This window comes from Pseudomonas fluorescens (assembly GCF_902497625.1).
Lineage (GTDB): Bacteria > Pseudomonadota > Gammaproteobacteria > Pseudomonadales > Pseudomonadaceae > Aquipseudomonas > Aquipseudomonas fluorescens_BQ.
Genome location: NZ_CABVGX010000009.1, coordinates 37,934 through 62,581, shown reverse-complemented (window position 1 = coordinate 62,581; position 24,648 = coordinate 37,934). Strand labels below are relative to the sequence as shown.

Sequence of the window (24,648 nt, the reverse complement as noted above, 5' to 3'; positions counted from 1 at the left end):
GAGTCAAACCCATGACCGACAAGCCCCAGGTACCCGTCCTGCAGCCCGACGAATCCCCTTCCGAAAGCCTCAATGCGGCAGCGATTGCCGCGTACCTGGAGGCTCATCCGGACTTCTTCGTCGAACACGAGGAATTGCTCGCGACCTTGCGCATCCCGCATCAACGTGGCGATACCATTTCCCTCGTCGAACGGCAGATGACCATCCTGCGCGATCGCAACATTGAGCTGCGTCATCGTCTCTCGCATTTAATGGACGTGGCCCGCGACAACGACCGTTTGTTCGACAAGACCCGCCGCCTGATTCTCGCGCTGATGGACGCCACCAGCCTGGAAGACGTGGTAATCAGCGTCGAAGACAGTTTGCGCCAGGATTTTCAGGTGCCTTTTGTCAGCCTGATCCTGCTGGGTGACAACCCGATGCCGGTCGGCCGCTGGGTGACCCATGCCGATGCGCAGACCGCCATAGGCGGTTTGCTGTCAGAGGACAAAAGCGTCAGTGGCAGCTTGCGTGAACACGAACTGGACTTTCTGTTCGGCGAAGAACAGCGCAAGCAGATCGGCTCCACTGCCGTCGTTGCCATCAGCTATCAAGGTATCCACGGCATCCTGGCCATTGCCAGCCGAGATCCGCAGCACTACAAAAGCTCGGTGGGCACGCTGTTCCTCAGTTATATCGCCGAAGTAATGGGCCGCGTACTGCCACGGGTCAACAACCCACTGCGCTCGGTACGCTGATCATGGAACGGCACCTGGACGCCTACTGCGAACACCTGCGCAGTGAGCGGCAGGTGTCGCCTCATACCCTGTATGCGTACCGCCGCGACCTCGACAAGGTGTTGGGCTGGTGCCTCAAACAAAACATCGGCAGCTGGGCCGCGCTGGATATCCAGCGACTGCGCAGCCTGATTGCGCGCCTGCACTCGCAAGGCCAGTCGTCACGCAGCCTTGCGCGGCTGCTCTCGGCGGTGCGCGGGCTCTACCATTATCTGAACCGCGAAGGCCTGTGCGATCACGATCCGGCAAATGGCCTGGCGCCACCGAAAGGCGAAAGGCGCCTGCCGAAAACGCTCGACACCGATCGCGCGCTGCAGCTGCTTGAAGGTGCGGTCGATGACGATTTTCTGGCCCGTCGCGATCAGGCGATTATGGAACTGTTCTACTCTTCGGGTTTGCGACTTTCGGAACTCACCGGGCTCAACCTTGATCAGCTTGATCTCGCAGACGGCATGGTTCAGGTGCTCGGCAAAGGCAGCAAGACTCGGCTGTTGCCGGTGGGTACAAAGGCTCGCGAAGCGTTGGAATTGTGGCTGCCGTTGCGTGCTTTGACCAATCCTGCAGACGACGCTGTGTTCGTCAGTCAGCAAGGGCGACGCCTGGGGCCGCGAGCCATTCAGGTCCGGGTCAAGGCTGCCGGCGAACGGGAGCTGGGACAGAACCTGCATCCGCACATGCTGCGGCACTCATTTGCCAGCCATTTGCTGGAGTCATCCCAAGACCTGCGCGCCGTGCAGGAACTGCTCGGCCACGCTGACATCAAGACCACCCAGATTTACACCCATCTGGACTTCCAGCACCTGGCAACGGTCTACGACAGTGCCCATCCAAGGGCCAAACGTATTAAGGGCGATGATTGATGACTATCCAACTGATCACTTTCGACCTCGACGATACCCTGTGGGACACCGCTCCGGTGATCGTCAGTGCCGAAGCTGTGTTGCGTGAATGGCTGACCGCGCACGCACCGAATCTGGGGGCAGTGCCGGTAGAGCATTTGTGGTCAATTCGAGAGCGCGTGCTGGGCCAGGAGCCGAGCCTGAAACACCGCATCAGCGCGTTGCGCAGGCGCGTCCTGTTCCATGCCCTGGAGGATGCAGGCTACGCACATGCCGACGCTTCAAACCTGGCCGACCAAGGGTTCGAAGTGTTTTTGCATGCACGGCATCAGCTGGAAATCTTCCCCGACGTGCAACCGACTCTGGAAATTCTCGCCAACCATTACGCCTTGGGCGTAGTCACCAATGGCAACGCCGATGTGCGTCGGCTTGGGCTGGCGGATTTTTTCAAATTTGCGCTGTGCGCTGAAGACATCGGCATCGCCAAGCCGGATGCACGCCTGTTTCATGAGGCGTTGCAGCGTGGCGGGGCAACGGCAGAGACGGCCGTGCACATTGGAGATCATCCAGGCGATGACATCGCCGGCGCCCAGCAGGCGGGGCTGCGGGCGATCTGGTTCAATCCAACGGGCAAAGCGTGGGAGGCAGAGAAAGCCCCGGATGCGGAGATTCGCAGCTTGACCGAGTTGCCTGCGTTGTTGGCCGTCTGGAGCGCCCAACACTGAATTTGAGTTAACACCGTACCTGTGGGAGCGAGCCTGCTCGCGAAAGCGAGAGACCAGCCGACATCAACTTTGAATGTGACTGACTCGTCGCGAGCAGGCTCGCTCCCACAGTGATCAGCGCAGATTTTGCATTTTTGTACACGCCCATGAAAAAGCCCGCAGCGACGGCGGGCTTCTTCAGCAAGCAAGGGCAATCGCCTAGATAGGCCGGCTGCCGTACTTGTTGTCAGGCTTCTTGGGTGGATCGGCGACCACGTTGGCCTCCACTTCCTGCACCTTGCCGCCTTTGGCCAGGAACTCTTCCATGGCCCTTGCCAAGGCATCGCGTTCCTTGTTCTTGGCTTCGACACTCGGCAACTCATCAATCGACACCGCAGCCTTGGCTTTGCCTTTGGCTGCCGGAGCGGGCGCTTCACCGCCGTCGTCTTCGGCGACGTCTTCCGCTGCCGCTTCAAGACCTTCCTCGGTTTCGTCGTCGCCTACTTCGAGTTCGTCGTTTTCCAGATCATCGTCGCTCATGTTCTACCTCATGACTTGCGAAAAGCAGATTAGTTATAGCCCAGCTTCGCCGTCCGTCGACGGCTGCCGGAGAAAATTCTACAACCGCTGGTAACCAGCGGCTTATGCCCCTTCACCGTGCAAGGTGGCGAGGACTTTACGGGCACCGCCATGATCACGATGCTCGCCCAGATAAACGCCTTGCCAGGTTCCCAGCGCCAGTCGGCCTGCCGCAATCGGCAAACTGAGTTGACAGCCAAGCACGCTGGCCTTGAAGTGCGCCGGGAGGTCGTCCAGGCCTTCGTCGTTATGCTCATACCCGGCTGTTCCTTGTGGGATCAGCCGATTGAAAAATCGTTCGAAGTCGCGACGTACCGCCGGATCGGCGTTCTCGTTGATGGTCAACGACGCCGAGGTATGCTGCAGCCACAAATGCAACAGACCGATCCGGCATGCCTTGAGTTCAGGCAAGCCGGCGAGTAACTCGTCCGTTACCAGATGAAAGCCCCGGGGCCTTGCCCGCAGAGTAATCAGAGTCTGTTGCCACATACAGTTCTCCGCACGTTCGGGGCGCATTCTAGCGCGCTCTGGGAAAAAACAAAGGCCCTAATAATCCTTCAATCATGTAAGCCTTTGCCCGTACAAAAACCATTGTCGTAAACGCTGCTCAACGTATCCGAAAAAACCTTTCAGCTATGACTTCACAGACAAATCCCGGACAAAAAAATGCCCGGCAAGCCGGGCAGATTTTTTAGCCGTGTGTCACAGGTTGTAGCCGCGTTCGTTGTGCAGGGACAGATCGATGCCGACTGCTTCTTCTTCTTCGGTAACACGCAGACCCATGACGGCGTCCAGTACCTTGAGAATAATGTAGGTCACAATACCGGTATAGACGACCGTGAAGCCTACGCCTTTGCACTGAATCCAGACTTGAGCGGCGATATCGGTCACGGTGCCGAAGCCACCCAGCGACGGTGCTGCGAAAACACCGGTGAGGATTGCACCGAGAATACCGCCGATACCGTGCACACCGAAGGCGTCCAGCGAATCGTCGTAGCCGAGTTTGCGCTTCAAGGTGGTGGCGCAGAAGAAGCACACGACGCCCGCTGCCAGACCGATCACCAGCGCGCCCATCGGGCCCACGGTGCCGGCGGCCGGCGTGATTGCAACCAGACCGGCGACCACGCCCGAGGCAATACCCAGTGCACTTGGTTTGCCGTGAGTGACCCACTCGGCAAACATCCAGCCCAAAGCAGCAGCAGCAGTTGCGATCTGCGTAACCAGCATCGCCATACCGGCCGTGCCGTTGGCGGCTGCGGCGGAACCGGCATTGAAGCCGAACCAGCCGACCCACAGCATGGCCGCGCCCATCAGGGTGTAACCGAGGTTATGCGGTGCCATCGGCGTAGTCGGGAAGCCCTTACGCTTGCCGAGCACGATGCACGCCACCAGACCCGCAATACCGGCGTTGATGTGCACTACGGTGCCGCCAGCAAAATCGAGCACACCCCAATCCCACATCAGGCCGCCATTACCGGACCAGACCATGTGCGCAATCGGCGCGTAAACCAGGGTGAACCAGATGGTCATGAAGATCAGCATTGCGGAGAATTTCATCCGCTCGGCGAAGGCGCCGACGATCAGTGCCGGGGTGATAATGGCGAAGGTCATCTGGAAGGTGATGAACACCGCCTCAGGGAACAGCGCCGCAGGACCGGTCACGCTCGATGGCGTGACACCGGCGAGGAACGCCTTGCCCATGCCGCCGAAGAACGAGTTGAAGTTGACGACGCCCTGCTCCATGCCGGTCGTGTCGAACGCGATGCTGTAGCCATAAATGACCCACAGAATGCTGATCAGACCGGTAATGGCGAAGCACTGCATCATCACGGAAAGAATGTTTTTGGAGCGCACCATGCCGCCGTAGAACAGCGCGAGGCCGGGGATGGTCATGAACAGCACGAGGGCTGTCGAGGTCAGCATCCAGGCAGTATCGCCGGAATTGAGGACTGGGGCCGCCACTTCGTCTGCCGCCATAGCCAGGCTGGGCATTACGAGGGACAACAGGGCTCCTAGCCCTGCGAATTTACGCAGAGTCATATTGTTTTCTCCTGGGGCGTTGGGGTTTGTGGCGGCTTAGATCGCGTCGGTATCGGTTTCGCCGGTACGGATGCGAATCGCCTGTTCCAGATTGACCACGAAGATCTTGCCGTCACCGATCTTGCCGGTATTGGCCGCCTTGGTTATCGCCTCGATAACCCGGTCAAGATCCTTGTCGTCAATGGCGACATCAATCTTCACCTTCGGCAGGAAATCGACTACGTACTCCGCGCCGCGATACAGCTCGGTGTGACCCTTCTGCCGCCCGAAGCCTTTGACTTCAGTGACGGTAATGCCCTGCACGCCGATCTCGGACAGCGACTCGCGCACGTCGTCCAACTTGAACGGCTTGATGATGGCAGTGACTAGCTTCATGAAAACTCTCTCCCGAATTGGTGGACTTGCCCCAGGAAAACAAACCCGGCTCAAGTCTAAGCGCAGTGCCTGGCTTTGTAACGCATCGTCGGCCTGCATCGCCCGTCCGACGCCAGCTAACCGCTCCGCACGAAACACTTCCCCCGTTTCGCTTGGCGCACTGCATTCGTCACATCGACTGCATCAGTGCATGGGCTACAGTCGACTAAGCAGAAAGCTTGCCATCTCGCATAAACTCGCTGAATTCAATGCGTTGGCTGAATTTAGTCGCTCTCTACCGGGAGCCCCCATGCACTAACGCACGATAACAGTGCGGCTCCATCCGTCCGCATGCGCGAAAAGCGTGCATGATCTGCGTTCAAAATTGACTATAGGCACTGCGTGATACAATGCCCGCCATTGTTTCCAGGACATCAGCCATGCTCGCGCCCAAAGACTTCCTCGACGCCCTCACCGGCACCGCATCCCGCCTGTTCAGCGGCGACACTCCACTGCCGAAAAGCGAAATTGAAAGTCAGTTCAAGGCGCTTTTGCAAAGTGGTTTCAGCAAACTGGATCTGGTGAGCCGTGAAGAGTTTGATAGTCAGATGGTTGTACTGGCGCGGACCCGGGCGCGACTGGAGAGTCTGGAAGCCAAGGTGGCTGAGCTGGAAGCGCGGTTGACTCCGCCGAGCGAGTAAGACCAACCTCTGGCGGGTGAGCCATCTCAAAAATTTCCGGCAGGAGCTGCCGCAGGCTGGGATCTTTTGATGTACGCGGCGTGCGCGCTAGCAACATCCTGCGAAAGTTTGCTGACTGCGCAGCCGCGCCAAACCCTCAACTTCCATCTACTCTTGAAAAAACCGCAGGAAGCGGTGCTCTTCAGCTCAAGGAACGACCATGTCCCTCTCCATCGTCCACAGCCGCGCCCAGACTGGCGTGGATGCGCCTGCCGTCACCGTTGAAGTTCATCTGGCCAACGGATTGCCATCGCTGACGATGGTCGGTTTGCCGGAAGCGGCGGTGAAGGAAAGCAAGGATCGAGTGCGCAGTGCGATTATAAATTCCGGCCTGCAATTTCCGGCGCGGCGGATCACGTTGAACCTGGCCCCTGCGGATTTACCCAAGGATGGCGGACGCTTTGATCTGGCGATTGCTCTGGGGATTCTTTCAGCCAGTGTGCAGGTGCCAACGCTGACGCTCGATGACATTGAGTGCCTGGGGGAGCTGGCGTTGTCCGGCGCGGTACGTGCCGTGCGGGGAGTGCTGCCGGCGGCACTGGCGGCGCGCAAGGCCGGTCGTTCGCTGATGGTGCCACGCGCAAATGCCGAGGAGGCCTGCCTTGCGTCAGGATTGAAGGTATTTGCTGTTGATCATCTGCTGGAAGCGGTCGCGCACTTCAACGGTCACAAGCCGGTCGAGCCGTACGTCTCCAACGGCCTGCTGTACGCCAGCAAACCCTACCCCGACTTGAACGAAGTGCAGGGCCAAATCTCCGCCAAACGCGCATTGCTGATCGCGGCGGCGGGGGCTCACAACCTGTTGTTCAGCGGGCCGCCGGGCACCGGAAAAACACTGTTGGCGAGTCGATTGCCGGGGTTACTGCCGCCACTGGCTGAACATGAAGCGCTGGAAGTCGCTGCCATTCAATCCGTCTCCAGTTGCGTGCCTTTGAGCCACTGGCCGCAGCGTCCTTTTCGACAACCTCATCACTCCGCCTCCGGTCCGGCGCTGGTGGGTGGCGGGTCAAGGCCCCAACCCGGGGAAATCACCCTCGCTCATCACGGCGTGCTGTTTCTCGATGAACTGCCAGAGTTTGATCGCAAGGTGCTGGAGGTGTTGAGAGAGCCCCTCGAAACCGGTGGATGGTATTCTCACACTTTCTAAAACGCCACAGGAAGCTCGGAATGCCTACTGCCTACGCTTATATCCGCTACTCATCCAAGGCCCAAGGCGAAGCCGGTAGGGACTCCGTAGACCGTCAAATGGCCTCAATCCAAGCCATTACAAAGCAACAAGGTATTGAGTTGCCGCCCGAGAATATCTACTCGGATACAGGCATATCTGCACACGATGGAAGCAACAAACGAAAAGGAAAACTAAAAGAACTCATTGATATGATAAGCGACATGCATATCAAAGAGGGTGATTACATATTCGTTGAGAGTATTGACCGGCTTAGTCGCCAAAGACTTCTACAAGCAAAAGAGCTGGTCAACGGCATACTTGAAAAAGGCGTTATTTTAATAACCACGATTGATGGTCAACGATATGAAAAACCTAACGCAACGAACCGCATCGATGATTTACAACAAGATATCCTTTTAAGTGTTATTGCAAAGCGAGCATATGAGGAAAGTAATACAAAATCAATTCGTAGAAAATCCGCATGGAATAGAGCTAAAAAATTAGCCGAGGATGAAAAGGTCATTTTTAACGCACATAATCCCCCGTATGGGATTCGATACAACAAAGAGGCTAATTGTTTTGAAATCGAGGAAGAAGAAGCTCAGGAAATAAGAGACTTCTTTGAAAGCTTGAAATATGTCGGCGTTTCACTGTCAATTAAAAAACTCAACGCCTACTCGAAACGGCAATGGTCAAACAGAAATATAAAACACCTGATAGATACGAAATATGTCCTCGGTGCATATATGGCTCAAAGAAGAGACGAGAACAAAAAGAAAGTCTTTGAACGATATATTGAAAATTACTATCCGCAAATTGTTTCATATGAATTATTTGATGAAGCAATAGCGGCGATGAAGAACAGAGCACACAGAAAGAGCTATGGCAACCAAAGTGTTGGCAGCCTGAACATATTCCGCCACAGCATCAAATGTGATTGTTGTGGTGCTTCTATGTTGTTCGAAAAACAAACAAACCCCAAGGGCGTTGTTTATCCGTATTTTCAATGCTACACACGCAAAGAATTGAAAAATGGATGTGACCAACCACGCTTTCGTTTTGACTTGGCGTTCGGGTTATTCCTTGAACTAATATATCAGTCAACAACAAATGAAGACTTCGATGTCCATCCATGGCAAAAGGAAGACCCAAATCCTGAGCGTCAGTATGAATGGATTGCTCGTGAAAGCGGGTTGAAATACCGTCTCCCAACACAAGAAGACGTAGATCAAGAAGAAAGAGTAGAAAACTTTCGAGAATTGCTAATTAAGCTCCTGTCCAACAAAGAGATGCAAACCAAAGATAATAAGAAAATTATCGAACTTAACAATCTCCTGCTTGAACAGAAAAGTTATAGAAGCAACCTAATGAAGTCTTTTGCTGGTTTCACCAGTGGGGTTATCCCGAAAGAATTCTTAGAGGTAGTTAGCAAAACAGAAGCAATCATCAATGGTATCGAGCAAAACCTCGCAGAGCTACAAACTGAAATAAACATAAAGAAAACGACAATTAGTATTTACTCGGAAAACGAGATAATCGATCTATACAAAACAGAAATTGGACGATTGAAAATAAATCAATTTCTTGTTGCCAATGATATAATTTTCAAATTCAAATTTGACAAAAACAAAAGAACTTTGTTTGCTAAGATTTTCCAGAATGGTTTTGAAATTGACCGCATCGCGAAACAGTTTAGCCTACACAACCCACTTAAAGAGTTTGGCATCAACAATCTAAACGAATACTTTAATTGATACTATCATAATCAAAGTAGGCTGCCTAATTAGGTGGCTTTTTTAATCTCCTATACATACTCCTATACCGTGCCCTATACGTCGTCCTATACAGCCACCTAAAACTATTGTTCCTATACACTCTTGAAAAGTCTTAAACTTGAGTTAGCATAATAATATGAGGTCAAGTAAAAAGAAGGCGAGCAATGGGAATGTATAGGAAAAAACTTCGTTTTTATCCTACCGCTCAAAAGTCTTCGACATTTTTCACTTACTTCCCTACTCGATTTTCTACACTTCGTTTGAAAATATAAAAGCAAAATCGGGTAGCTGCAATGCCGTCGGACATTACAGAAGAAAAAACATAAACCAACCATGAGGATGTATATGAGCAAAAATAAGAGAAGCGGAGAACAGTTTAACGTTAGGATTTCCAAAGAAGCAAAAGACAAAATTATTGCTAATGCAATTTTGCTTAGCACTAGTCAAGCAAAGTATATTGAACAATTAGCGATTAATGGGTGTGATGTTATAGAAATAAGAAATGATAAGTTTATTGAGTATGTTGATAAAGTAGAAACTGAATTAAATAAAATGGGCAACAACCTAAATCAGATGGCCAGAGCAATCAATCTGGGAAAACTTGATTTAGTAGAGAGGAACATTGAAATATTCAATAATGCTAAGAAATCATTTGACCAACTTTATTCAAAGCTGGTTGAACACGAAGAGAAAATAACTTTGAACTCAACAGCCACAAGGACAATATGATAAGGAAAAAACTCAGCACACAGAAAAGCAAAGGAGAGACACAGAACACACTCGGGTATGGTTTAAAAAAATCTATCCTCATAGATAGCAACAGACTTCAAACCGGAACGACGCAAGAGTTCATTGAGCTCTTAGCGAAGAAAATTGATAAATCTTGTAAAGGAAAACAGAAAAATACCAGCTTTCACGAAATGGTATCTTTTGACCCGTCCGATAAAATCACGCCCGAACAAGCCCTTGCCATAGCAAAAGAACTTTATTCAGATACTCACGGCTTAAACCGTGAGCACGCTTTTGCTGTTCATGCAGATACTAAACAAATCCACGTTCACTTTATTTGGGCACCCAGAGACTTCAACAACAAAATATATAATCAGGTTGATGATTATCTCACCATAGAGCAGAAGCTAACCGAACTCGAAAAGAAACACGGACTATTTCAAGTCACTAACAGAAAATCTTTAAACCCTGACTTAGAGACAAAGCCACCAGAGAGCAGCAACGAAAAAGCTCTTGAAGTCAGAGGTATAAAATCCCACAAGAAAGCATTCAAAGAAGAAATTGAAATTGCTTTTAAAGATGCACTCACAACTACTGCTTTCCTTGCTAATCTTCACAAGCAAGGCTTTGATATTATCCCGAATGGACAGAAGGCCTATTCATTAGAAAAAGAAGGCCAAACATTCAAGGCCAGTGAGTTAGGCATTCAATATTCAAAACTTAAAAACAAACTTAAAGAGAAGCATCAGTTCAGTGATTTGATGGAGCACTACTCAGATAAGCCACGAAGATATAACGAGGCATTGTACCTCACAACAGACGAGCAGGTTGATTATCTTAAAAAATATAAACATAAAACCGTTCTGGATAAAAACTTCACACACAAAGAAGTCGGTGGCAACGTTGAGCATTTTTTTAAAAACTCTACTAGCCAGAAGGCTTTCGAATACCACAGAGACCCTTCGAAGGTTACATTTCAAGATCTATCAAAAGACAGTATAAAAGCTGGGCTTCAACGTCTAACAACTGACATGAAGAAGCCGGGGCCGTTACATGTTCATGGCCCAGACTACGCAAAAAAGAAAATGTGGATGGAGTTCAAAATGATGAATCTTGAAGACAAAGGCTTCACATTGTCAGGATATAAACCTACTCAACAAGACTTGAAAGAGCTTGAAAAAAGAAAAGCAGACTATGAATTAAAAGCTCAAAAATGGAAGGCAAAGAAAGCCGTAGAAGATCCTAAACCGGTCGAACCTGACATTGTTTCACCTGTCATGCCTACACCCGTTCAACCCGCATCAGAGAAGCCGCCAGAGCCTAAAAGGCAGGTTGAACAAGAACAGGCTGCACCAGCGAACGATGACTTGATAGATGAGTTAGACAAATTGTTCGAATCTACACCACAAGACATCTTGCGTGATGTATTGAGTAAAGCCACACAAGAAATGCTCTGTGTTGCTCATAGTTCTATCACCTGCCGCATATGCTTTGGAGTAGATTTTGAGAAAACACCTGCTGGAAAAAATGAGGAATTCAAAAATATCAACAATGAATTGTTTGTTGCTTATACCGACCATCCAAGATTAAAAAAGGAATTCGATGAAATGATAAAAGATAAAGTCGATGAGTTTAAAGCAACGCAACAGTATCAAGATAAAGTTAAAGCCGCCGAGGTTCAAGATGTTGAAACGGATTTCCGTTCTTTCATAGATGAACTGGTTGATAAGCATGATAGCTACAGAGAAATTGAAATACTGAAAAATATCAAAAACGTCTTGGATGCCGTTGTTTTTTATGATGCTGCTCTTTACCTTGATATTGCTGAAAAGGTTAATCAGTTAGATGAACGCGAGCGTGAAATATGTTCGGCCTATGTTCAGGCATTAATTGATGATGACGGCTCAGGTGCTCCTATCGATGGAGAATTAAAGCAGACAGCTAAAAGGAAATTCAAGTTGAAGATTTAAAACTAGCCCACAAGGGCTATTTTTTATAGATTAAAATGGCAGCTCCTCATCACATAACGATAAGTCGTTTGTGATGTTTGTTTCTTTTTCTTTTGGTTCAGCCAGTGGTTTCTCCCTTCTTTTCTTAAACTCGACCTTATAGCCAGTTAGCTCCCTACCTTCTTTTATTGGTTCCACAGCTTTCAAAAAATTAACGCTAATTAGTTCGTCGTGTGCCTTATTTATTCGTTCTATTACCTTGCTTCTGTTGTGTGTTTCGACATTTAATCTCTTCATCAAATCAATAACGTTGAAATTCACTGTATCACTATATCTATTTGTCAAATAAAACATGTAGAGTGCTTTTGCATAATCCCCATTAATTTCTTTAAATTCATCAAACTTAAAATTGAATATCAAGTCGGTATCGTGCTTGTAGAAGTTCTCAAACTCTCTATTAAATGTAATTACTGTATTTTCTCTATCGTTTGCGTCTTCTATAACGTTGTTCAATAAGTGGCATTTGTAAGTGGTTGAGCCATGTCTAAACTCAAGATAGAACTTCATCATGTTCTTCAAAGTTTTTCTTAATTTCTCTATGTAGACCTTTTTATTGCTTGGGTGGATTTTATGAAACCTCATGAACTTCTTCATATTTATAGTAAATGTTAGCTTGTCCGATTTCAATTTCATTTGCAGAATGTAATAGAAAACATCAAAATCAAAATCCACAGATAATGGAATAAAATCCATTTCAATATCTTCAAACGCGTAAAGTCTTTCAATTTTTAGTATCGTTCTTGGGTTTTTAGAGTTCTTTACAGACTGAAATATAGGGAGGTGGAGGATTGACTTTGCAAAAGTCATATACCCATCTTGTGCAAAAATCTTTTTGTTGGTTTCAAACTGGTTAAATATTAGCTCCATTGGTGCTCCTTCTATTGTTTATATGAGAACATTAGAGCATGGATTTTTGATAAGTCAACAGAACTACGGGGGGTTTATTACTATAATGTTACATATGACGAGGGGTGTATTACTATAATGTTGCATAGAACGAGGGGTATATCTACATAGAACGAGGGGTGCGTCTGCATAGAACGGGGGGTATATCTGCATAGAACGAGGGGTGTATCTGCATAGAACGGGGGGTATATGGGGTTAGGTTTTGGCTTAAAGCCAATGAAAAACAGACCTCTTAAATACCTTTAAATACTGCTAATTACTTTAAAATACCTTTATTGATTTCAAATCTCATTTTTTGAGTTCAGCAGAGCACGCCCCATCCGGGGCTAAAACCATCTGGGAAAGGCGAACGAAGTTCGCAGATTTGAGAAGCGAAGCGAAACAAATCATAAAACGCAGTTTTTCAGTGGTTTGCTGCCGGATGTCTAACACTTTGAAGATTGAAATCAAAATCAAAGCCCCTTGCCCTATCGGGTTGAACTGGGAATAAAGTCAAAAGCATCTGGTAGCTTCGCTTTTAGAAAAGCAGAGAAATGCTCTTAAAAAAACAAACTCACGTAAAAGACGTTTTTAGAGAGGGTAAGCGTTTTACGCTGCCCTAATATCAATCAACTGAAATAATAAGTTTTATGGTCGTTTTCATAAATTGTGTTTTATTTCAATATCGAGTGGCAGGGTTTGAAAATTTTCATTTTTGGAGGTGGCCTACCCTCCACGTTTTTAGGTGAAATTAAACTGGGAGCGATTTTTAAGTATATTGATGATTTTTAATCTGGTGGTTAGTTGCAAAACTTAATTAAGAAAAAGTCAGACAAGGTTGACCCGTAAATCCGTGTAAGGTCGGACCATAAATATATTTTCGATTAGCTATTGACAACGTTTTTTGCCGTATATAAGCCATTAATTGATGGTTAGAAAAATCTAACTTCCAATAATCTCATATAAATTCATGAAAAACTTTTAGATTTTTTTTGTAAATAGCATTTTAATGCTTGCAGTGCGAAAATGGGATTTGTGGTTATAGAAGACTTGTTTTTGATTTAGCACAAATTTCAATTTTGAAAATTTATATGTGCTCAATTTTTATACTTGAACAAGTTCAAGCACAAAAATCGACCTTGCCGCATGACTTGTGAACTATGCGAGACTTTCATAAACTCGCATAGCTCTGCGGTCTAAATTAGTAAGAGTTACAAATAGTTTGCGTCCCGATTTTATTGCAGTAAGTGGTTTTATTTTGTTGTTGCTGATTTTGCAGATTCTGCCACGCTTGTGCTTCCTGTGCAGCCTGCTGATTTTGGGCGTCAACCTGATTTTTCGTCTGCACAATGTTCATCGCTAACATATTACAGTCGCCTTGCGATGGATTGACCGAATTACCTATCTGTTGTGCTCGGCTCATAAAGTAGTTCTGGTCAAATTGCCAAGTATTCAAATTTGCCATTGAATATTGTTGACCGCGAGCCCCAACGTCTGGCGGCATATAACCACTGTTGACACATTTCATGATACTAATCAACTGGGTAGCGAATGCAGTGTATTGGTTATCTGCAAGCGGTGGTTTTTGAGTAGCACACCCGCTTAATAACAAGCCGGCAAGTAGCGGCATTAACTTTAATACTTTCATCTCTCACTCCCTGTTAGTTTTCTGCTCGGAGGGCGAACAAAAATACGCCATAAGGCCAGATATTAAAATAATTGGCCCCATTACGTAAGTCACCTGAACACCAATATAAGAAACTGTGCACCATATTAAAATATAAAGTGCCAATGCCCCTAAGCATACTGCTAACGACTTTTCATATATCCATTTTCTCATCAGCAATAAGTCCATTATTTGATGCTAAAAAGATACCATTTTGGAGCATTTTAGTATAGAGGTGCGTTGTCCTGCTGGGCCAAATGCCATAGCCAGCACTCCCGGTATCCATGATCTCAATGTGTGAGATATACCCCTACCATTCGAGTCCGGGCATATCGTGATTTCCCGCGCCAAAGACCGCGTGCGTTTTCCGGCCCGTTTTCAATTGGTCGCTGCCATGAATCCGTGTCCCTGTGGATACCTTGGCGAGCCCAGTGGAAAATGCAGTTGCACGCCGGACATGGTCCAGCGTTATCGCAACAAGCTGTCGGGCCCGCTGCTGGACCGTATCGACCTGCACCTCACTGTTGCCCGGGAAGCCACGGCATTGAACCCTGCGCTCAAACCGGGCGATGACAGCGCAACGGCCGCGCTGCTGGTCGCCGACGCCAGGGAGCGGCAACACAAACGCCAAGGCTGCGCGAATGCGTTCCTCGACCTGCCGGGACTGCGCCGGCACTGCACCTTATCCGCCGTCGATGAAACCTGGCTGGAAACGGCGTGTGAGCGATTGACGTTGTCGCTGAGGTCAGCGCATCGACTGCTGAAGGTAGCGCGGACGCTGGCTGACCTTGAGCAGGTCGATGACATTACCCGGGAACATCTGGCGGAGGCGTTGCAGTATCGACCGGCCACTCAGTAAGCGGATAAACCGAGCCGCCCTCATTCGCGAGCAGGCTCGCTCCCACAGGTCCGGCGTCGGTCATGCAATTGTGGATCGACACAAATCTGTGGGAGCGAGCCTGCTCGCGAAAGCTATTTCGAGGGCGCCTCAACGAAACCGGTCAACCTCTTGGCGCAAGTCTGCAGCCAGGCTTTCCAGTTCCTTGGCAGTGACAGCCAGATTCGACACCACTTCGCGCTGCTCGCTGTTGGCCAGCGCGATGCTTTGCAGATTGCTGCTGAGCAACGTTGCGGTGCTGCTTTGCTCTTGGGTTGCTGTAGTGATTGCGGCGAATTGCTGCCCGGCCGAGCGGCTCTGCTCATCGATCCGCGCCAGGGCCGAGGCTACGTTGGCGTTCCGCGACAGGCCTTCCTGCATCAGCACATTGCCTTGCTCCATGGTGCTGATGGCGTTACCGGTTTCCTGTTGAATGCTTTGAATCATTCCGGAAATTTCGTCCGTCGCCTGACGCGTACGCGAAGCCAGGTTTCGCACTTCATCGGCCACTACCGCAAACCCGCGACCCTGCTCGCCGGCACGGGCCGCTTCAATTGCGGCGTTCAACGCCAGCAGATTGGTTTGTTCGGCGATCGACGTGATCACGCCGACGATGCCACCGATTTCCTGAGAACGCTGGCCCAAGGTGTTAATCACCGTCGCGGTGCTGTTCAATGCGCCGGCAATCTGCTCCAGAGAGGACGAAGCTTCCTCCATTGACGTACGACCGATCTGCGTCTGTTGTGCGTTTTCCTGAGCCAGGCGCTGAGTGCTGCCCATGTTGTCGGCAATGTTCAGCGAGGTCGCGCTGAATTCTTCCACTGCGCCAGCCATGCTGGTGATTTCACCAGACTGCTGCTCCATGCCTTCATAAGCACCGCCGGACAGACCGGACAACGCCTGAGCGCGGCTGTTGACCTCGTGCGAGGCCTTGCGGATGTGCTCAACCATGGTCGACAGTGCCTGGCTCATCTGATTGAAAGCGCGGGCCAGTTGGCCGATTTCGTCGTTGCTCGATACGTTCAGGCGCACGCTCAGATCGCCGGCGCCCAACGCTTCGGCCTGAAGCACGAGATCACCCAGCGGCGCCAGTTTGCTGCGCAGCAACCATACGGCCGAGCCGACGGCGATCAACATCGCCAACAGGCTGCCGATGGCCAACTGAATGCCGACGCTCCAGGTTACCGCACTGATTTCTGCTCGTGGCATGCTCGCCACGACCGACCATGGACCGCCTTCGAACGGCACGGCGACGCTGTAAAATTCTTCAGACTTATCGCTCCAGAACTCACCTTTGCCCGGGTTTTTCCCTAGACCGACGATCGCCGGGACGGCTTGATCCAGCGCCTGCACACCCGCGATTGGCACCAGCCATTTATTTTGCTCATCCAGCAAAGCCAGGGAACCGGTCTGGCCGATACGGAAGCGCTTGAGGTTGGCAAACTGTGCGTTCTGCGCATCGGTGTAATCGAATCCTACGTACAACACGGCAATCACCTTGCCAGCGCCGTCGCGTACCGGGGTGTATTGCGACATGTACAGACGTTCGAACAGCAGCGACCGGCCGACAAAGCTCTGGCCCGACATCAGGCGCGCGTAAGCCGGGTTCGCGTGATCAAGCACAGTACCGATCGCACGGGTGCCATCCTGCTTGCTGACGTTGGTGCTGACCCGGATGAAATCATCACCGCTGCGCACAAACACCGTGGCCACACCGGCAGTCATCTTCTTGAACTCGTCAACTTCCTTGAAGTTGTTGTTCAGCACTTCGCTCCCCAGGTGCAGCCCCGGCGTCTGCGTGCCTGCCACTGTCACGGGCTGATCGGGGTGCACAGTCAAACCTTCGGTGAAGCGTGTCTCGAACAACCCGGCCAGCCGCTGGGTGCTTTCGCGCAACGTGCCGTGAAAGGTGCTCAGTTGATCGGCAAGCAAACGGGCCTCACTGGCCAGATGCTCTTCGCGAGTAGCGAGGTTGGCAGTATCCAGCGAACGCAGGGCGAATAAGGTACTGCCAGTGATGACGATCGCCAGTATCACGGCGAGCGCGAGACCAAGCTGGGAGGCGATCCGGGCACGAGGTTGAGACATGACAGCTCCTGGCCGAGCGTGCGGATCGTCCTGATCACGGCACCCTCGGCAAAATTTTTCTAATAATGGGAATTGCATCGAACCTGCACGAAGGTTCCACCTGCAGATTTTCGGCGGCAAACCTGAATACTTGAGTAAAAACCGAGGATATGGCTCAAGGCCTCTATTCCGGCGGCTCTACCGATTCAGCTCAGGTGTTCGACATTGGGCAACTCCATGGCCCGAACCTCATCCTGCAGGAAGATGCTGAGCCGACGCATTCGCTCGCCTCCGGGGCGCGTTTTCGGCCATACAAGGTAATATTTCTCACCGCTGGCGACGGCGGTCGGCCACGGCAGGCTCAGACGCCCTTGTGCTACATCTTCGGCCACCATCAGCAAATCGCCCATGGACACGCCGTAGCCACGGGCGGCAGCGATCATACCCAGCTCCAGGGTGTCGAACACTTGCCCGCCCTTGAGCGAGACCTGATCGGCCAGGCCCATGCGCTCCAGCCAATTGCGCCAGTCACGTCGATCCGGCGCAGGATGCAGCAGTTCAGTGCTGGCCAGCCGAGCGACATCCCAGGGCTGGTCATCCAGCAGATTGGGCGCGCCGACCGGGATCAACTCTTCGGGGAACAGCAGCGTAGCCTCCCAGTCCAGCGGGAAATTGCCGTTGCTGAGAATCACCGCACAGTCGAAGGGTTCCTGATTGAAGTCCACCCTGTCGATGTCCATCCAGGCACTGGTCAACTGCACTTCATTGCCGGGCTGCAGATGCCGGAAACGACTGAGCCGCGCCAGCAACCAGCGCATCGTCAGGGTGGACGGGGCTTTCATGCGCAGAATGTCATCTTCGGCGCGCAAGGTATTACAGGCGCGCTCAAGGGCCGTGAAGCCTTCTCGAACACCCGGCAGGATCAGCCGTGCCGACTCTGTCAGTTGCAGATTGCGCCCGCTGCGGTGAAACAGCCGACAGGCGAAATGCTCTTCAAGTGTACGAATGTGCCGACTCACCGCACTTTGCGTGATCGACAATTCTTCGGCCGCACGGGTGAACGAGCTATGACGCGCCGCCGCTTCAAATGCGCGCAGAGCATACAAAGGTGGAAGGCGACGAGACATTGGGAAAGCTCCAACAGAGGACAGCGTGACGTTAGCAAAAACCCTTGCATGAGTATGACTCATGCAACCCATCCTTTTTATCCCTTTGTGCAAACCTTGCAGAGCATCGAGAATCAGCGCTCGCCTGTCTTTCCAATTTATTGAGCGTGATGACTATGCAGCATCCAGCGCGTACTGAACTCTGGGCCATTCTGCGGCTATCGGGGCCGCTGATTGCCTCGCAGTTGGCGCACATGTTGATGGTCCTCACCGACACTTTGATGATGGCGCGCCTGAGCCCCGAAGCATTGGCCGGTGGCGGGCTGGGGGCAGCCAGCTACTCTTTCGTTTCGATTTTCTGCATTGGCGTGATTGCAGCGGTCGGCACGCTGGTGGCGATCCGTCAGGGCGCGGGCGACATCGTCGGCGCCGCGCGGCTGACCCAGGCCGGGTTGTGGCTGGCGTGGTTGATGGCGCTGGTCGCAGGATTGCTGCTGTGGAATCTCAAGCCGGTGTTGTTGCTGTTTGGCCAGACTGAAACCAACGTTCAAGCCGCGGGGCAGTTTTTGTTGATCCTGCCATTCGCCCTGCCCGGCTACCTGAGCTTCATGGCCCTGCGCGGCTTTACCAGTGCCATAGGCCGGGCGACACCGGTGATGGTCATCAGCCTTGCAGGCACCGTGGCGAACTTCCTGCTCAACTATGCGTTGATCAACGGCATGTTCGGCTTGCCGAAAATGGGCCTGATGGGCATCGGTCTGGTTACCGCGATTGTTGCCAATCTGATGGCCGTTGCGCTGGCTTTGCACATTCGCCGACACCCGGCGTACGACGCTTATCCGCTGCTCCCAGGGCTGTCGCGGCCCAATCGGCGATACCTGAAAGAGCTTTGGCGCCTGGGTCTGCCGATTGGTGGTACCTATGCGGTTGAGGTCGGGCTGTTTGCGTTCGCAGCGCTGTGCATGGGCACCATGGGCAGTACGCAACTGGCGGCGCATCAGATCGCCCTGCAGATCGTCTCGGTCGCGTTCATGGTTCCGGCAGGTATGTCCTACGCGATCACCATGCGCATCGGCCAGCATTATGGCGCGGGGCAACTGCTGAAGGCGCGCCTGGCTGGGCGGGTGGGGATTGCGTTCGGTGCTGCGGCGATGCTCGGTTTTGCGCTGGTGTTCTGGTTCTTGCCGAACCAGTTGATCGGCTTGTTTCTCGACCACAACGACCCGGCATTCCGTGAAGTCATCAACCTGGCGGTGAGCCTGCTGGCGGTAGCGGCGTGGTTCGAGCTGTTCGACGGCACGCAAACCATTGCAATGGGCTGCATACGCGGGCTCAAGGACGCAAAGACTACCTTCCTGGTTGGCCTCGGTTGCTATTGGCTGATCGGTGCACCCGCCGCGTGGTGGATGGCCTTCAACCTGGACGGAGGCCCGACGGGCGTGTGGTGGGGGTTGGCATTGGGACTGGCGTGCGCGGCGGTGAGTTTGACGCTGGCGTTTGAGTGGAAGATGAAGCGGATGATTCGGCGGGAGCCGTCATCACAGGGTTTCCAGATCGCCCAGCCGGACTGAAATCTGCGTAGGAGCGCCGAGCCGCTCGCTCCTGCAGACTTTGTGCCGGACGCCGGAGCGGTTAACTGACGATTTCCAGAGTCGCAAGCTGACTGCTGCCAAAGCTCAAATACTCAACCAGCTCCGGCAACGGCAATGGTTTGCTGATCAAGAACCCTTGCACCTGATCGCAACCAAAACCGCGCAACAGATCCAGTTGCTCTGGCGTCTCCACGCCCTCTGCGACCACTTCCAGGTTGAGGTTGTGCGCCAGATTGATCATCGCGTGAACCAGTTTGCGATTTTCCTCGCGCCCTTCCATACCCCCGACAAAACTCTTGTCGACCTTCAACAAAGCGATCGGCAGGCTGTTGAGGTGCACGAACGATGAAAATCCGGTACCAAAATCGTCCAGGGAAAAACGCACGCCCAGACGTCCGAGGGCGTCCATCGTCTGTTTCACCAGGTCGCTGCGGCGCATCACCGCTGTCTCGGTCAGCTCGAACTCCAGCCACTGCGCTTCGACGCCACGCTCGGCGATCAATCGGCTCAATGTCGACAGCAACTGACTGTCCTGAAATTGCCGGAACGAGAGGTTGATCGCCATGTGCAGCGCCGGTAGGCCGTGCTCACGCAACGCCTGCATGTCGCGCAGGGCACGGGAAATGACCCAGTAACCGAGGGGCACGATCAGGCCGCTCTGCTCAGCAAGCGGGACGAACTCACTGGGCGGCAACAGGCCGCGCTCGGCATGCCGCCAACGCACCAACGCTTCCAGGCCGACAATCTGCCCGGTCTTCAGATTGAGGCGGGGTTGGTAATGCAGTTCCAGCTCGTCGCGACGCAAGGCCCGGCGCAACTCGCTCTCGAGGTCAGCCATACTGCGAGCATTGCGATTGATCCGTTCGTTAAAGATATGGAAAGTGCAGCCCTGAGTGCTTTTGGCCTGCTGCATGGCGATGTGCGCATGCCACATCAGCGGGTCCGCGCCAGCCTGCGCGCGCGCATGGGCGATACCCAGACTGGAACCGATCAACAGACTTTCACCATCGACCCAATAAGGCTCGGCCAGGGCTTCGGTGATTCTTTCGGCCATCCACTCGGCGCGTTGCGGTGCGCGGCGGGTGTCGATCAGCAACGCGAATTCATCACTGCCCAGGCGCGCCAGTTGGTCGCCCACCTCGAGCTGGCTTTTCAGACGCGCAACCACTTGCAGAATCAAGCGGTCGCCGGCCTGGTGACCAAGCGCATCATTGGCATGGCGGAAGTTGTCCAGGTCGAGATGACCGAGCGCCAGACCACGGCCGTCATTTTCCGCCAGTCGCGCGGCGAGCAGAGTCTGAAAACCCTGACGGTTAGCAATGCCGGTCAAGGGGTCCTGCTCGGCCAGACGTTGCAGCGTGTGTTCCAGCAATCCGCGTTCACGCACATGGCGCAGACAACGGCGCAACATGCCCGGATCAACATGATCGCGCACCAGCCAGTCACTGACGCCAACGGGCGGCGCTGCAGGCTCGTGTTCGAGCAGCAATACCGTCGGCAGACTGCAGCGGCCGGGAGCCGGCTGAAGTTCGGGTAACGTCAACAACACCGCATTACGGTTGTCATCGAACAGAGTGCTGACCGATTCCCAGCTTGGCGCGCTGATAAGCACGGCCGAGCTCCCCATCGGAGCCAGGCACTCGCGCAACAACGCTGCCCACGCCGGCTCTTCGGCCAGTAGCAGCAAACGCAAGGGTTCGACAGGCGTAGACAAGCTAGCTCCCTAGACTCTGCAATGAGGTCGGCGAGGGCATTATGCCGCTACACCTACCTATGACCAAACAACATCAGTGATCAAACAAGGCCTTTGTATCTCGAATCGCGAACATTAGCCGCAAATTCGTTGCGTATCCTGCGTGAAAGTAACAAAACCGGCAAATATAGATCGCCAGTTGCGTCACAAGTCGGAGAGAGCAGCACAATTCGCTGAGCCTGTTAAAATGCCGGCCCATTTTGCCAACGACTCCCTGATTACGTATGTCCCGACTCAATCCCCGGCAGCAAGAAGCCGTGAGCTACGTCGGCGGCCCTCTTTTGGTGCTCGCCGGCGCAGGCTCCGGCAAGACCAGCGTGATCACGCGCAAGATCGCGCACCTGATCCAGAACTGCGGCATTCGTGCCCAGTGCATCGTCGCCATGACCTTCACCAACAAGGCCGCGCGCGAGATGAAGGAGCGGGTCGGCAGCCTGCTCAAAGGCGGCGAAGGCCGCGGCCTGACCGTGTGCACCTTCCACAACCTGGGCCTGAACATCATCCGCAAGGAACACGCGCGGCTGGGCTATAAACCTGGTTTCTCGATTTTCGACGAAGCCGACGTCAAAGCCCTGATGACCGACATCATGCAGAAGGAATACTCGGGCGACGACGGCGTCGACGAGATCAAGAACATGATCGGCTCCTGGAAGAACGATCTGATCCTGCCGCCAGAAGCCCTGGAAAACGCGCGCAACCCCAAGGAACAGACTGCTGCCATCGTTTACACCCACTACCAGCGCACGCTCAAGGCATTCAATGCGGTGGACTTTGACGACCTGATCCTGCTGCCAGTCAAACTTTTTCAGGAACACGCCGACATCCTCGAAAAGTGGCAGAACAAGGTTCGTTACCTGTTGGTGGACGAATACCAGGACACCAACGCCAGCCAGTATTTGCTGGTGAAGTTGCTGATCGGCAAACGCAACCAGTTCACCGTGGTGGGTGACGATGACCAGTCGATCTACGCCTGGCGTGGTGCACGGCCGGAAAACCTGATGCTGCTCAAGGACGACTATCCGTCCCTGAAAGTAGTCATGCTCGAACAGAACTACCGCTCCACCAGCCGCATCCTGCGCTGCGCCAACGTGCTGATCTCGAACAACCCGCACGAGTTTGAAAAACAACTGTGGAGCGAGATGGGTCACGGCGACGAGATCCGCGTGATCCGTTGCCGCAACGAAGACGCCGAAGCCGAGCGCGTCGCCGTGGAGCTGCTGACCCTGCATCTGCGCACAGACCGGCCCTACAGCGATTTTGCGATTCTGTATCGCGGCAACTACCAGGCGAAGCTGATCGAACTGAAGCTGCAGCATCACCAGATTCCTTATCGATTGTCCGGCGGCAACAGCTTTTTCGGACGTCAGGAAGTCAAGGATCTGATGGCCTACTTCCGCCTGATCGTGAACCCGGACGATGACAACGCCTTCCTGCGCGTCATCAACGTCCCGCGGCGGGAGATCGGCTCGACCACGCTTGAGAAACTCGGCAACTACGCCACCGAGCGGAAAATTTCCATGTACGCCGCCACTGACGAGATCGGCCTGGGCGAGCATCTTGACACGCGCTTCACCGACCGCCTGGCGCGCTTCAAGCGTTTCATGGACAAGGTTCGCGAGCAATGCGCAGGCGAAGACCCGATCTCGGCGCTGCGCAGCATGGTCATGGACATCGACTACGAGAACTGGCTGCGCACCAACAGCTCCAGCGACAAGGCCGCCGATTACCGCATGGGCAACGTCTGGTTCCTGATCGAGGCGTTGAAAAACACCCTGGAGAAAGACGAAGACGGCGAGATGACGGTTGAAGACGCCATCGGCAAGCTGGTACTGCGCGACATGCTGGAACGTCAGCAGGAAGAAGAGGACGGTGCCGAAGGCGTGCAAATGATGACTTTGCACGCGTCCAAAGGACTGGAGTTCCCCTACGTGTTCATCATGGGCATGGAAGAGGAAATTCTCCCGCACCGCTCCAGCATCGAAGCCGACACCATCGAAGAAGAACGCCGCCTGGCGTACGTCGGAATTACCCGAGCTCGTCAGACGCTGGCTTTTACATTCGCCGCCAAGCGCAAGCAGTACGGCGAGATCATCGATTGCGCGCCTAGCCGTTTCCTCGATGAACTGCCGCCGGACGACTTGGCCTGGGAAGGCACCGATGACACGCCGGTCGAAGTCAAAGCCGTGCGCGGCAATACCGCATTGGCCGACATACGGGCGATGTTAAAGCGCTAGAATTGCGCTTTTTTCAACACACATTTTTACGATCTCAGGCGCATACGGCGTCATTAGAGGAAAGCTTCATGGAAGCACTGCACAAGAAAATCCGCGAAGAAGGCATCGTGCTTTCCGATCAGGTCCTGAAAGTCGACGCCTTTCTCAACCACCAGATCGACCCGGCCCTGATGAAGCTGATCGGCGACGAGTTCGCGACGCTATTTAAGGACTCGGGCATCACCAAGATCGTCACCATTGAAGCGTCGGGCATTGCGCCAGCGATCATGACCGGTCTGAACCTGGGCGTGCCGGTGATTTTTGCGCGCAAGCATCAGTCCCTGACGCTGACTGAAAACCTGCTGTCGGCGACCGTTTATTCGTTCACCAAGCAGACGGAAAGCACCGTCGCGATCTCCCCGCGTCACCTGACCAGCAGCGACCGCGTGCTGATCATTGATGACTTTCTGGCCAACGGCAAGGCATCGCAGGCGCTGATCTCTATCATCAAACAAGCCGGCGCGACTGTCGCTGGATTGGGGATCGTGATCGAGAAGTCGTTCCAGGGTGGTCGTGCCGAACTGGATTCGCAGGGTTATCGTGTTGAGTCGTTGGCTCGCGTTCAGTCGCTGGCGGGCGGTGTCGTGACCTTTATCGAATAAAGCCACACCGCATAACCCCTGTAGGAGTGAGCCTGCTCGCGATTGCGGTGAATCAGTCGACATCTTCGGTGACTGATACACCGCAATCGCGAGCAGGCTCACTCCTATAGTTGC

The 24,648-nt window shown here is 52.8% G+C and carries 19 protein-coding genes and 2 pseudogenes; 12 read left to right on the top strand and 9 right to left on the bottom strand.

Annotated features, from left to right (window positions below; genetic code table 11):
• The first annotated feature begins 11 nt into the window (after positions 1-11).
• The 3 genes from F8N12_RS08000 to F8N12_RS07990 are packed head-to-tail and all read left to right on the top strand — an operon-like array spanning position 12 to position 2,340.
• Positions 12-737, top strand: a complete 726-nt coding sequence (locus F8N12_RS08000; protein WP_150579970.1) for a DUF484 family protein — start codon at positions 12-14, stop codon at positions 735-737.
• 2 nt (positions 738-739) lie between these two features.
• Positions 740-1,636 carry a tyrosine recombinase XerC gene (xerC, locus tag F8N12_RS07995; RefSeq protein ID WP_150579969.1) on the top strand — a complete coding sequence of 299 codons (897 nt, stop codon included), beginning with the start codon at positions 740-742 and terminating at the stop codon, positions 1,634-1,636.
• A complete protein-coding gene (locus F8N12_RS07990) occupies positions 1,636-2,340 on the top strand; it encodes an HAD family hydrolase (RefSeq protein WP_150579968.1) in 705 nt (234 codons plus the stop codon). The genes xerC and F8N12_RS07990 overlap by 1 nt, the downstream gene beginning before the upstream one ends.
• 198 nt (positions 2,341-2,538) lie before the next feature.
• Here F8N12_RS07990 and sutA read toward each other — a convergent pair whose 3' ends face one another.
• From sutA to glnK, 4 genes are all read right to left on the bottom strand, one after another.
• On the bottom strand, positions 2,539-2,859 hold the full coding sequence (gene sutA / locus F8N12_RS07985; RefSeq protein WP_150579967.1) for a transcriptional regulator SutA: 321 nt from the start codon (positions 2,857-2,859) through the stop codon (positions 2,539-2,541).
• 102 nt (positions 2,860-2,961) lie between these two features.
• Positions 2,962-3,387 (bottom strand): secondary thiamine-phosphate synthase enzyme YjbQ, encoded by a 426-nt coding sequence (locus tag F8N12_RS07980; protein ID WP_150579966.1) that lies wholly within the window; start codon positions 3,385-3,387, stop codon positions 2,962-2,964.
• Between the two features lie 213 nt (positions 3,388-3,600).
• Positions 3,601-4,938: an ammonium transporter gene (locus tag F8N12_RS07975; RefSeq protein WP_150579965.1), complete on the bottom strand. Its 1,338-nt coding sequence runs from the start codon at positions 4,936-4,938 to the stop codon at positions 3,601-3,603.
• 36 nt (positions 4,939-4,974) lie between these two features.
• The gene (glnK, locus tag F8N12_RS07970) at positions 4,975-5,313 is read right to left on the bottom strand and encodes a P-II family nitrogen regulator (RefSeq protein WP_002555808.1); all 339 of its coding nucleotides are present in this window, start codon (positions 5,311-5,313) and stop codon (positions 4,975-4,977) included.
• Positions 5,314-5,732: 419 nt separating this feature from the next.
• On the opposite strand from glnK, the gene F8N12_RS07965 reads away from it, so the two are divergent.
• From F8N12_RS07965 to F8N12_RS07945, 5 genes and pseudogenes are all read left to right on the top strand, one after another.
• On the top strand, positions 5,733-5,993 hold the full coding sequence (locus F8N12_RS07965) for an accessory factor UbiK family protein (RefSeq protein ID WP_150579964.1): 261 nt from the start codon (positions 5,733-5,735) through the stop codon (positions 5,991-5,993).
• A 199-nt stretch (positions 5,994-6,192) separates the two neighbouring features.
• Positions 6,193-7,155 (top strand): annotated as a pseudogene (locus F8N12_RS07960) (YifB family Mg chelatase-like AAA ATPase); the annotation flags it as partial.
• A 44-nt stretch (positions 7,156-7,199) separates the two neighbouring features.
• Complete coding sequence (locus tag F8N12_RS07955; protein ID WP_191623129.1) at positions 7,200-8,954, top strand: recombinase family protein; 1,755 nt, start codon at positions 7,200-7,202, stop codon at positions 8,952-8,954.
• 366 nt (positions 8,955-9,320) lie between these two features.
• A complete protein-coding gene (locus tag F8N12_RS07950) occupies positions 9,321-9,704 on the top strand; it encodes a plasmid mobilization protein (protein ID WP_191623128.1) in 384 nt (127 codons plus the stop codon).
• Positions 9,701-11,674 (top strand): relaxase/mobilization nuclease domain-containing protein, encoded by a 1,974-nt coding sequence (locus tag F8N12_RS07945; RefSeq protein WP_150579961.1) that lies wholly within the window; start codon positions 9,701-9,703, stop codon positions 11,672-11,674. Before F8N12_RS07950 ends, F8N12_RS07945 begins: the two co-directional genes overlap by 4 nt.
• Before the next feature lie 30 nt (positions 11,675-11,704).
• On the opposite strand, the gene F8N12_RS07940 is transcribed toward F8N12_RS07945, so the two are convergent.
• Both F8N12_RS07940 and F8N12_RS07935 read right to left on the bottom strand, forming a co-directional pair.
• Positions 11,705-12,580 (bottom strand): replication initiation protein, encoded by an 876-nt coding sequence (locus F8N12_RS07940; protein WP_150579960.1) that lies wholly within the window; start codon positions 12,578-12,580, stop codon positions 11,705-11,707.
• Between the two features lie 1,219 nt (positions 12,581-13,799).
• Entirely contained in the window at positions 13,800-14,246 is a 447-nt protein-coding gene (locus tag F8N12_RS07935; protein WP_150579959.1) for a hypothetical protein, read from the bottom strand.
• 331 nt (positions 14,247-14,577) lie between these two features.
• Between F8N12_RS07935 and F8N12_RS07930 the strand changes: the two are divergent.
• Positions 14,578-15,123 (top strand): annotated as a pseudogene (locus tag F8N12_RS07930) (ATP-binding protein); the annotation flags it as partial.
• 129 nt (positions 15,124-15,252) lie between these two features.
• Here F8N12_RS07930 and F8N12_RS07925 read toward each other — a convergent pair.
• The gene (locus F8N12_RS07925; RefSeq protein WP_150579958.1) at positions 15,253-17,229 is read right to left on the bottom strand and encodes a methyl-accepting chemotaxis protein; all 1,977 of its coding nucleotides are present in this window, start codon (positions 17,227-17,229) and stop codon (positions 15,253-15,255) included.
• Between the two features lie 185 nt (positions 17,230-17,414).
• Positions 17,415-18,335 carry a LysR substrate-binding domain-containing protein gene (locus F8N12_RS07915; RefSeq protein WP_150579957.1) on the bottom strand — a complete coding sequence of 307 codons (921 nt, stop codon included), beginning with the start codon at positions 18,333-18,335 and terminating at the stop codon, positions 17,415-17,417.
• Between the two features lie 155 nt (positions 18,336-18,490).
• Here F8N12_RS07915 and F8N12_RS07910 point away from each other — a divergent pair, with 155 nt between their 5' ends.
• Positions 18,491-19,885: a NorM family multidrug efflux MATE transporter gene (locus tag F8N12_RS07910; protein WP_150580048.1), complete on the top strand. Its 1,395-nt coding sequence runs from the start codon at positions 18,491-18,493 to the stop codon at positions 19,883-19,885.
• Positions 19,886-19,946: 61 nt separating this feature from the next.
• On the opposite strand, the gene F8N12_RS07905 is transcribed toward F8N12_RS07910, so the two are convergent.
• The gene (locus tag F8N12_RS07905) at positions 19,947-21,620 is read right to left on the bottom strand and encodes a putative bifunctional diguanylate cyclase/phosphodiesterase (RefSeq protein WP_150579956.1); all 1,674 of its coding nucleotides are present in this window, start codon (positions 21,618-21,620) and stop codon (positions 19,947-19,949) included.
• Positions 21,621-21,883: 263 nt separating this feature from the next.
• On the opposite strand from F8N12_RS07905, the gene rep reads away from it, so the two are divergent.
• Together rep and F8N12_RS07895 are read left to right on the top strand one after the other, a co-directional pair.
• Positions 21,884-23,893 (top strand): DNA helicase Rep, encoded by a 2,010-nt coding sequence (gene rep, locus F8N12_RS07900; RefSeq protein WP_150579955.1) that lies wholly within the window; start codon positions 21,884-21,886, stop codon positions 23,891-23,893.
• A 68-nt stretch (positions 23,894-23,961) separates the two neighbouring features.
• Positions 23,962-24,534 (top strand): xanthine phosphoribosyltransferase, encoded by a 573-nt coding sequence (locus F8N12_RS07895; protein WP_028622375.1) that lies wholly within the window; start codon positions 23,962-23,964, stop codon positions 24,532-24,534.
• The last annotated feature ends 114 nt before the right edge of the window (positions 24,535-24,648 follow it).

What these genes read in the sequence shown, in the direction of transcription:
- F8N12_RS07990 (WP_150579968.1), top strand. Translation starts at nt 1,636, where the DNA reads ATGACTATCCAACTGATCACTTTCGACCTCGACGATACCCTGTGGGAC.
- F8N12_RS07965 (WP_150579964.1), top strand. Translation starts at nt 5,733, where the DNA reads ATGCTCGCGCCCAAAGACTTCCTCGACGCCCTCACCGGCACCGCATCC.
- sutA (WP_150579967.1), bottom strand. Translation starts at nt 2,859, where the DNA reads ATGAGCGACGATGATCTGGAAAACGACGAACTCGAAGTAGGCGACGAC.
- F8N12_RS07940 (WP_150579960.1), bottom strand. Translation starts at nt 12,580, where the DNA reads ATGGAGCTAATATTTAACCAGTTTGAAACCAACAAAAAGATTTTTGCA.
- F8N12_RS07915 (WP_150579957.1), bottom strand. Translation starts at nt 18,335, where the DNA reads ATGTCTCGTCGCCTTCCACCTTTGTATGCTCTGCGCGCATTTGAAGCG.
- F8N12_RS07910 (WP_150580048.1), top strand. Translation starts at nt 18,491, where the DNA reads ATGCAGCATCCAGCGCGTACTGAACTCTGGGCCATTCTGCGGCTATCG.
- xerC (WP_150579969.1), top strand. Translation starts at nt 740, where the DNA reads ATGGAACGGCACCTGGACGCCTACTGCGAACACCTGCGCAGTGAGCGG.
- F8N12_RS07980 (WP_150579966.1), bottom strand. Translation starts at nt 3,387, where the DNA reads ATGTGGCAACAGACTCTGATTACTCTGCGGGCAAGGCCCCGGGGCTTT.
- F8N12_RS08000 (WP_150579970.1), top strand. Translation starts at nt 12, where the DNA reads ATGACCGACAAGCCCCAGGTACCCGTCCTGCAGCCCGACGAATCCCCT.
- F8N12_RS07950 (WP_191623128.1), top strand. Translation starts at nt 9,321, where the DNA reads ATGAGCAAAAATAAGAGAAGCGGAGAACAGTTTAACGTTAGGATTTCC.
- F8N12_RS07895 (WP_028622375.1), top strand. Translation starts at nt 23,962, where the DNA reads ATGGAAGCACTGCACAAGAAAATCCGCGAAGAAGGCATCGTGCTTTCC.
- glnK (WP_002555808.1), bottom strand. Translation starts at nt 5,313, where the DNA reads ATGAAGCTAGTCACTGCCATCATCAAGCCGTTCAAGTTGGACGACGTG.
- F8N12_RS07945 (WP_150579961.1), top strand. Translation starts at nt 9,701, where the DNA reads ATGATAAGGAAAAAACTCAGCACACAGAAAAGCAAAGGAGAGACACAG.
- F8N12_RS07975 (WP_150579965.1), bottom strand. Translation starts at nt 4,938, where the DNA reads ATGACTCTGCGTAAATTCGCAGGGCTAGGAGCCCTGTTGTCCCTCGTA.
- F8N12_RS07925 (WP_150579958.1), bottom strand. Translation starts at nt 17,229, where the DNA reads ATGTCTCAACCTCGTGCCCGGATCGCCTCCCAGCTTGGTCTCGCGCTC.
- rep (WP_150579955.1), top strand. Translation starts at nt 21,884, where the DNA reads ATGTCCCGACTCAATCCCCGGCAGCAAGAAGCCGTGAGCTACGTCGGC.
- F8N12_RS07955 (WP_191623129.1), top strand. Translation starts at nt 7,200, where the DNA reads ATGCCTACTGCCTACGCTTATATCCGCTACTCATCCAAGGCCCAAGGC.
- F8N12_RS07935 (WP_150579959.1), bottom strand. Translation starts at nt 14,246, where the DNA reads ATGAAAGTATTAAAGTTAATGCCGCTACTTGCCGGCTTGTTATTAAGC.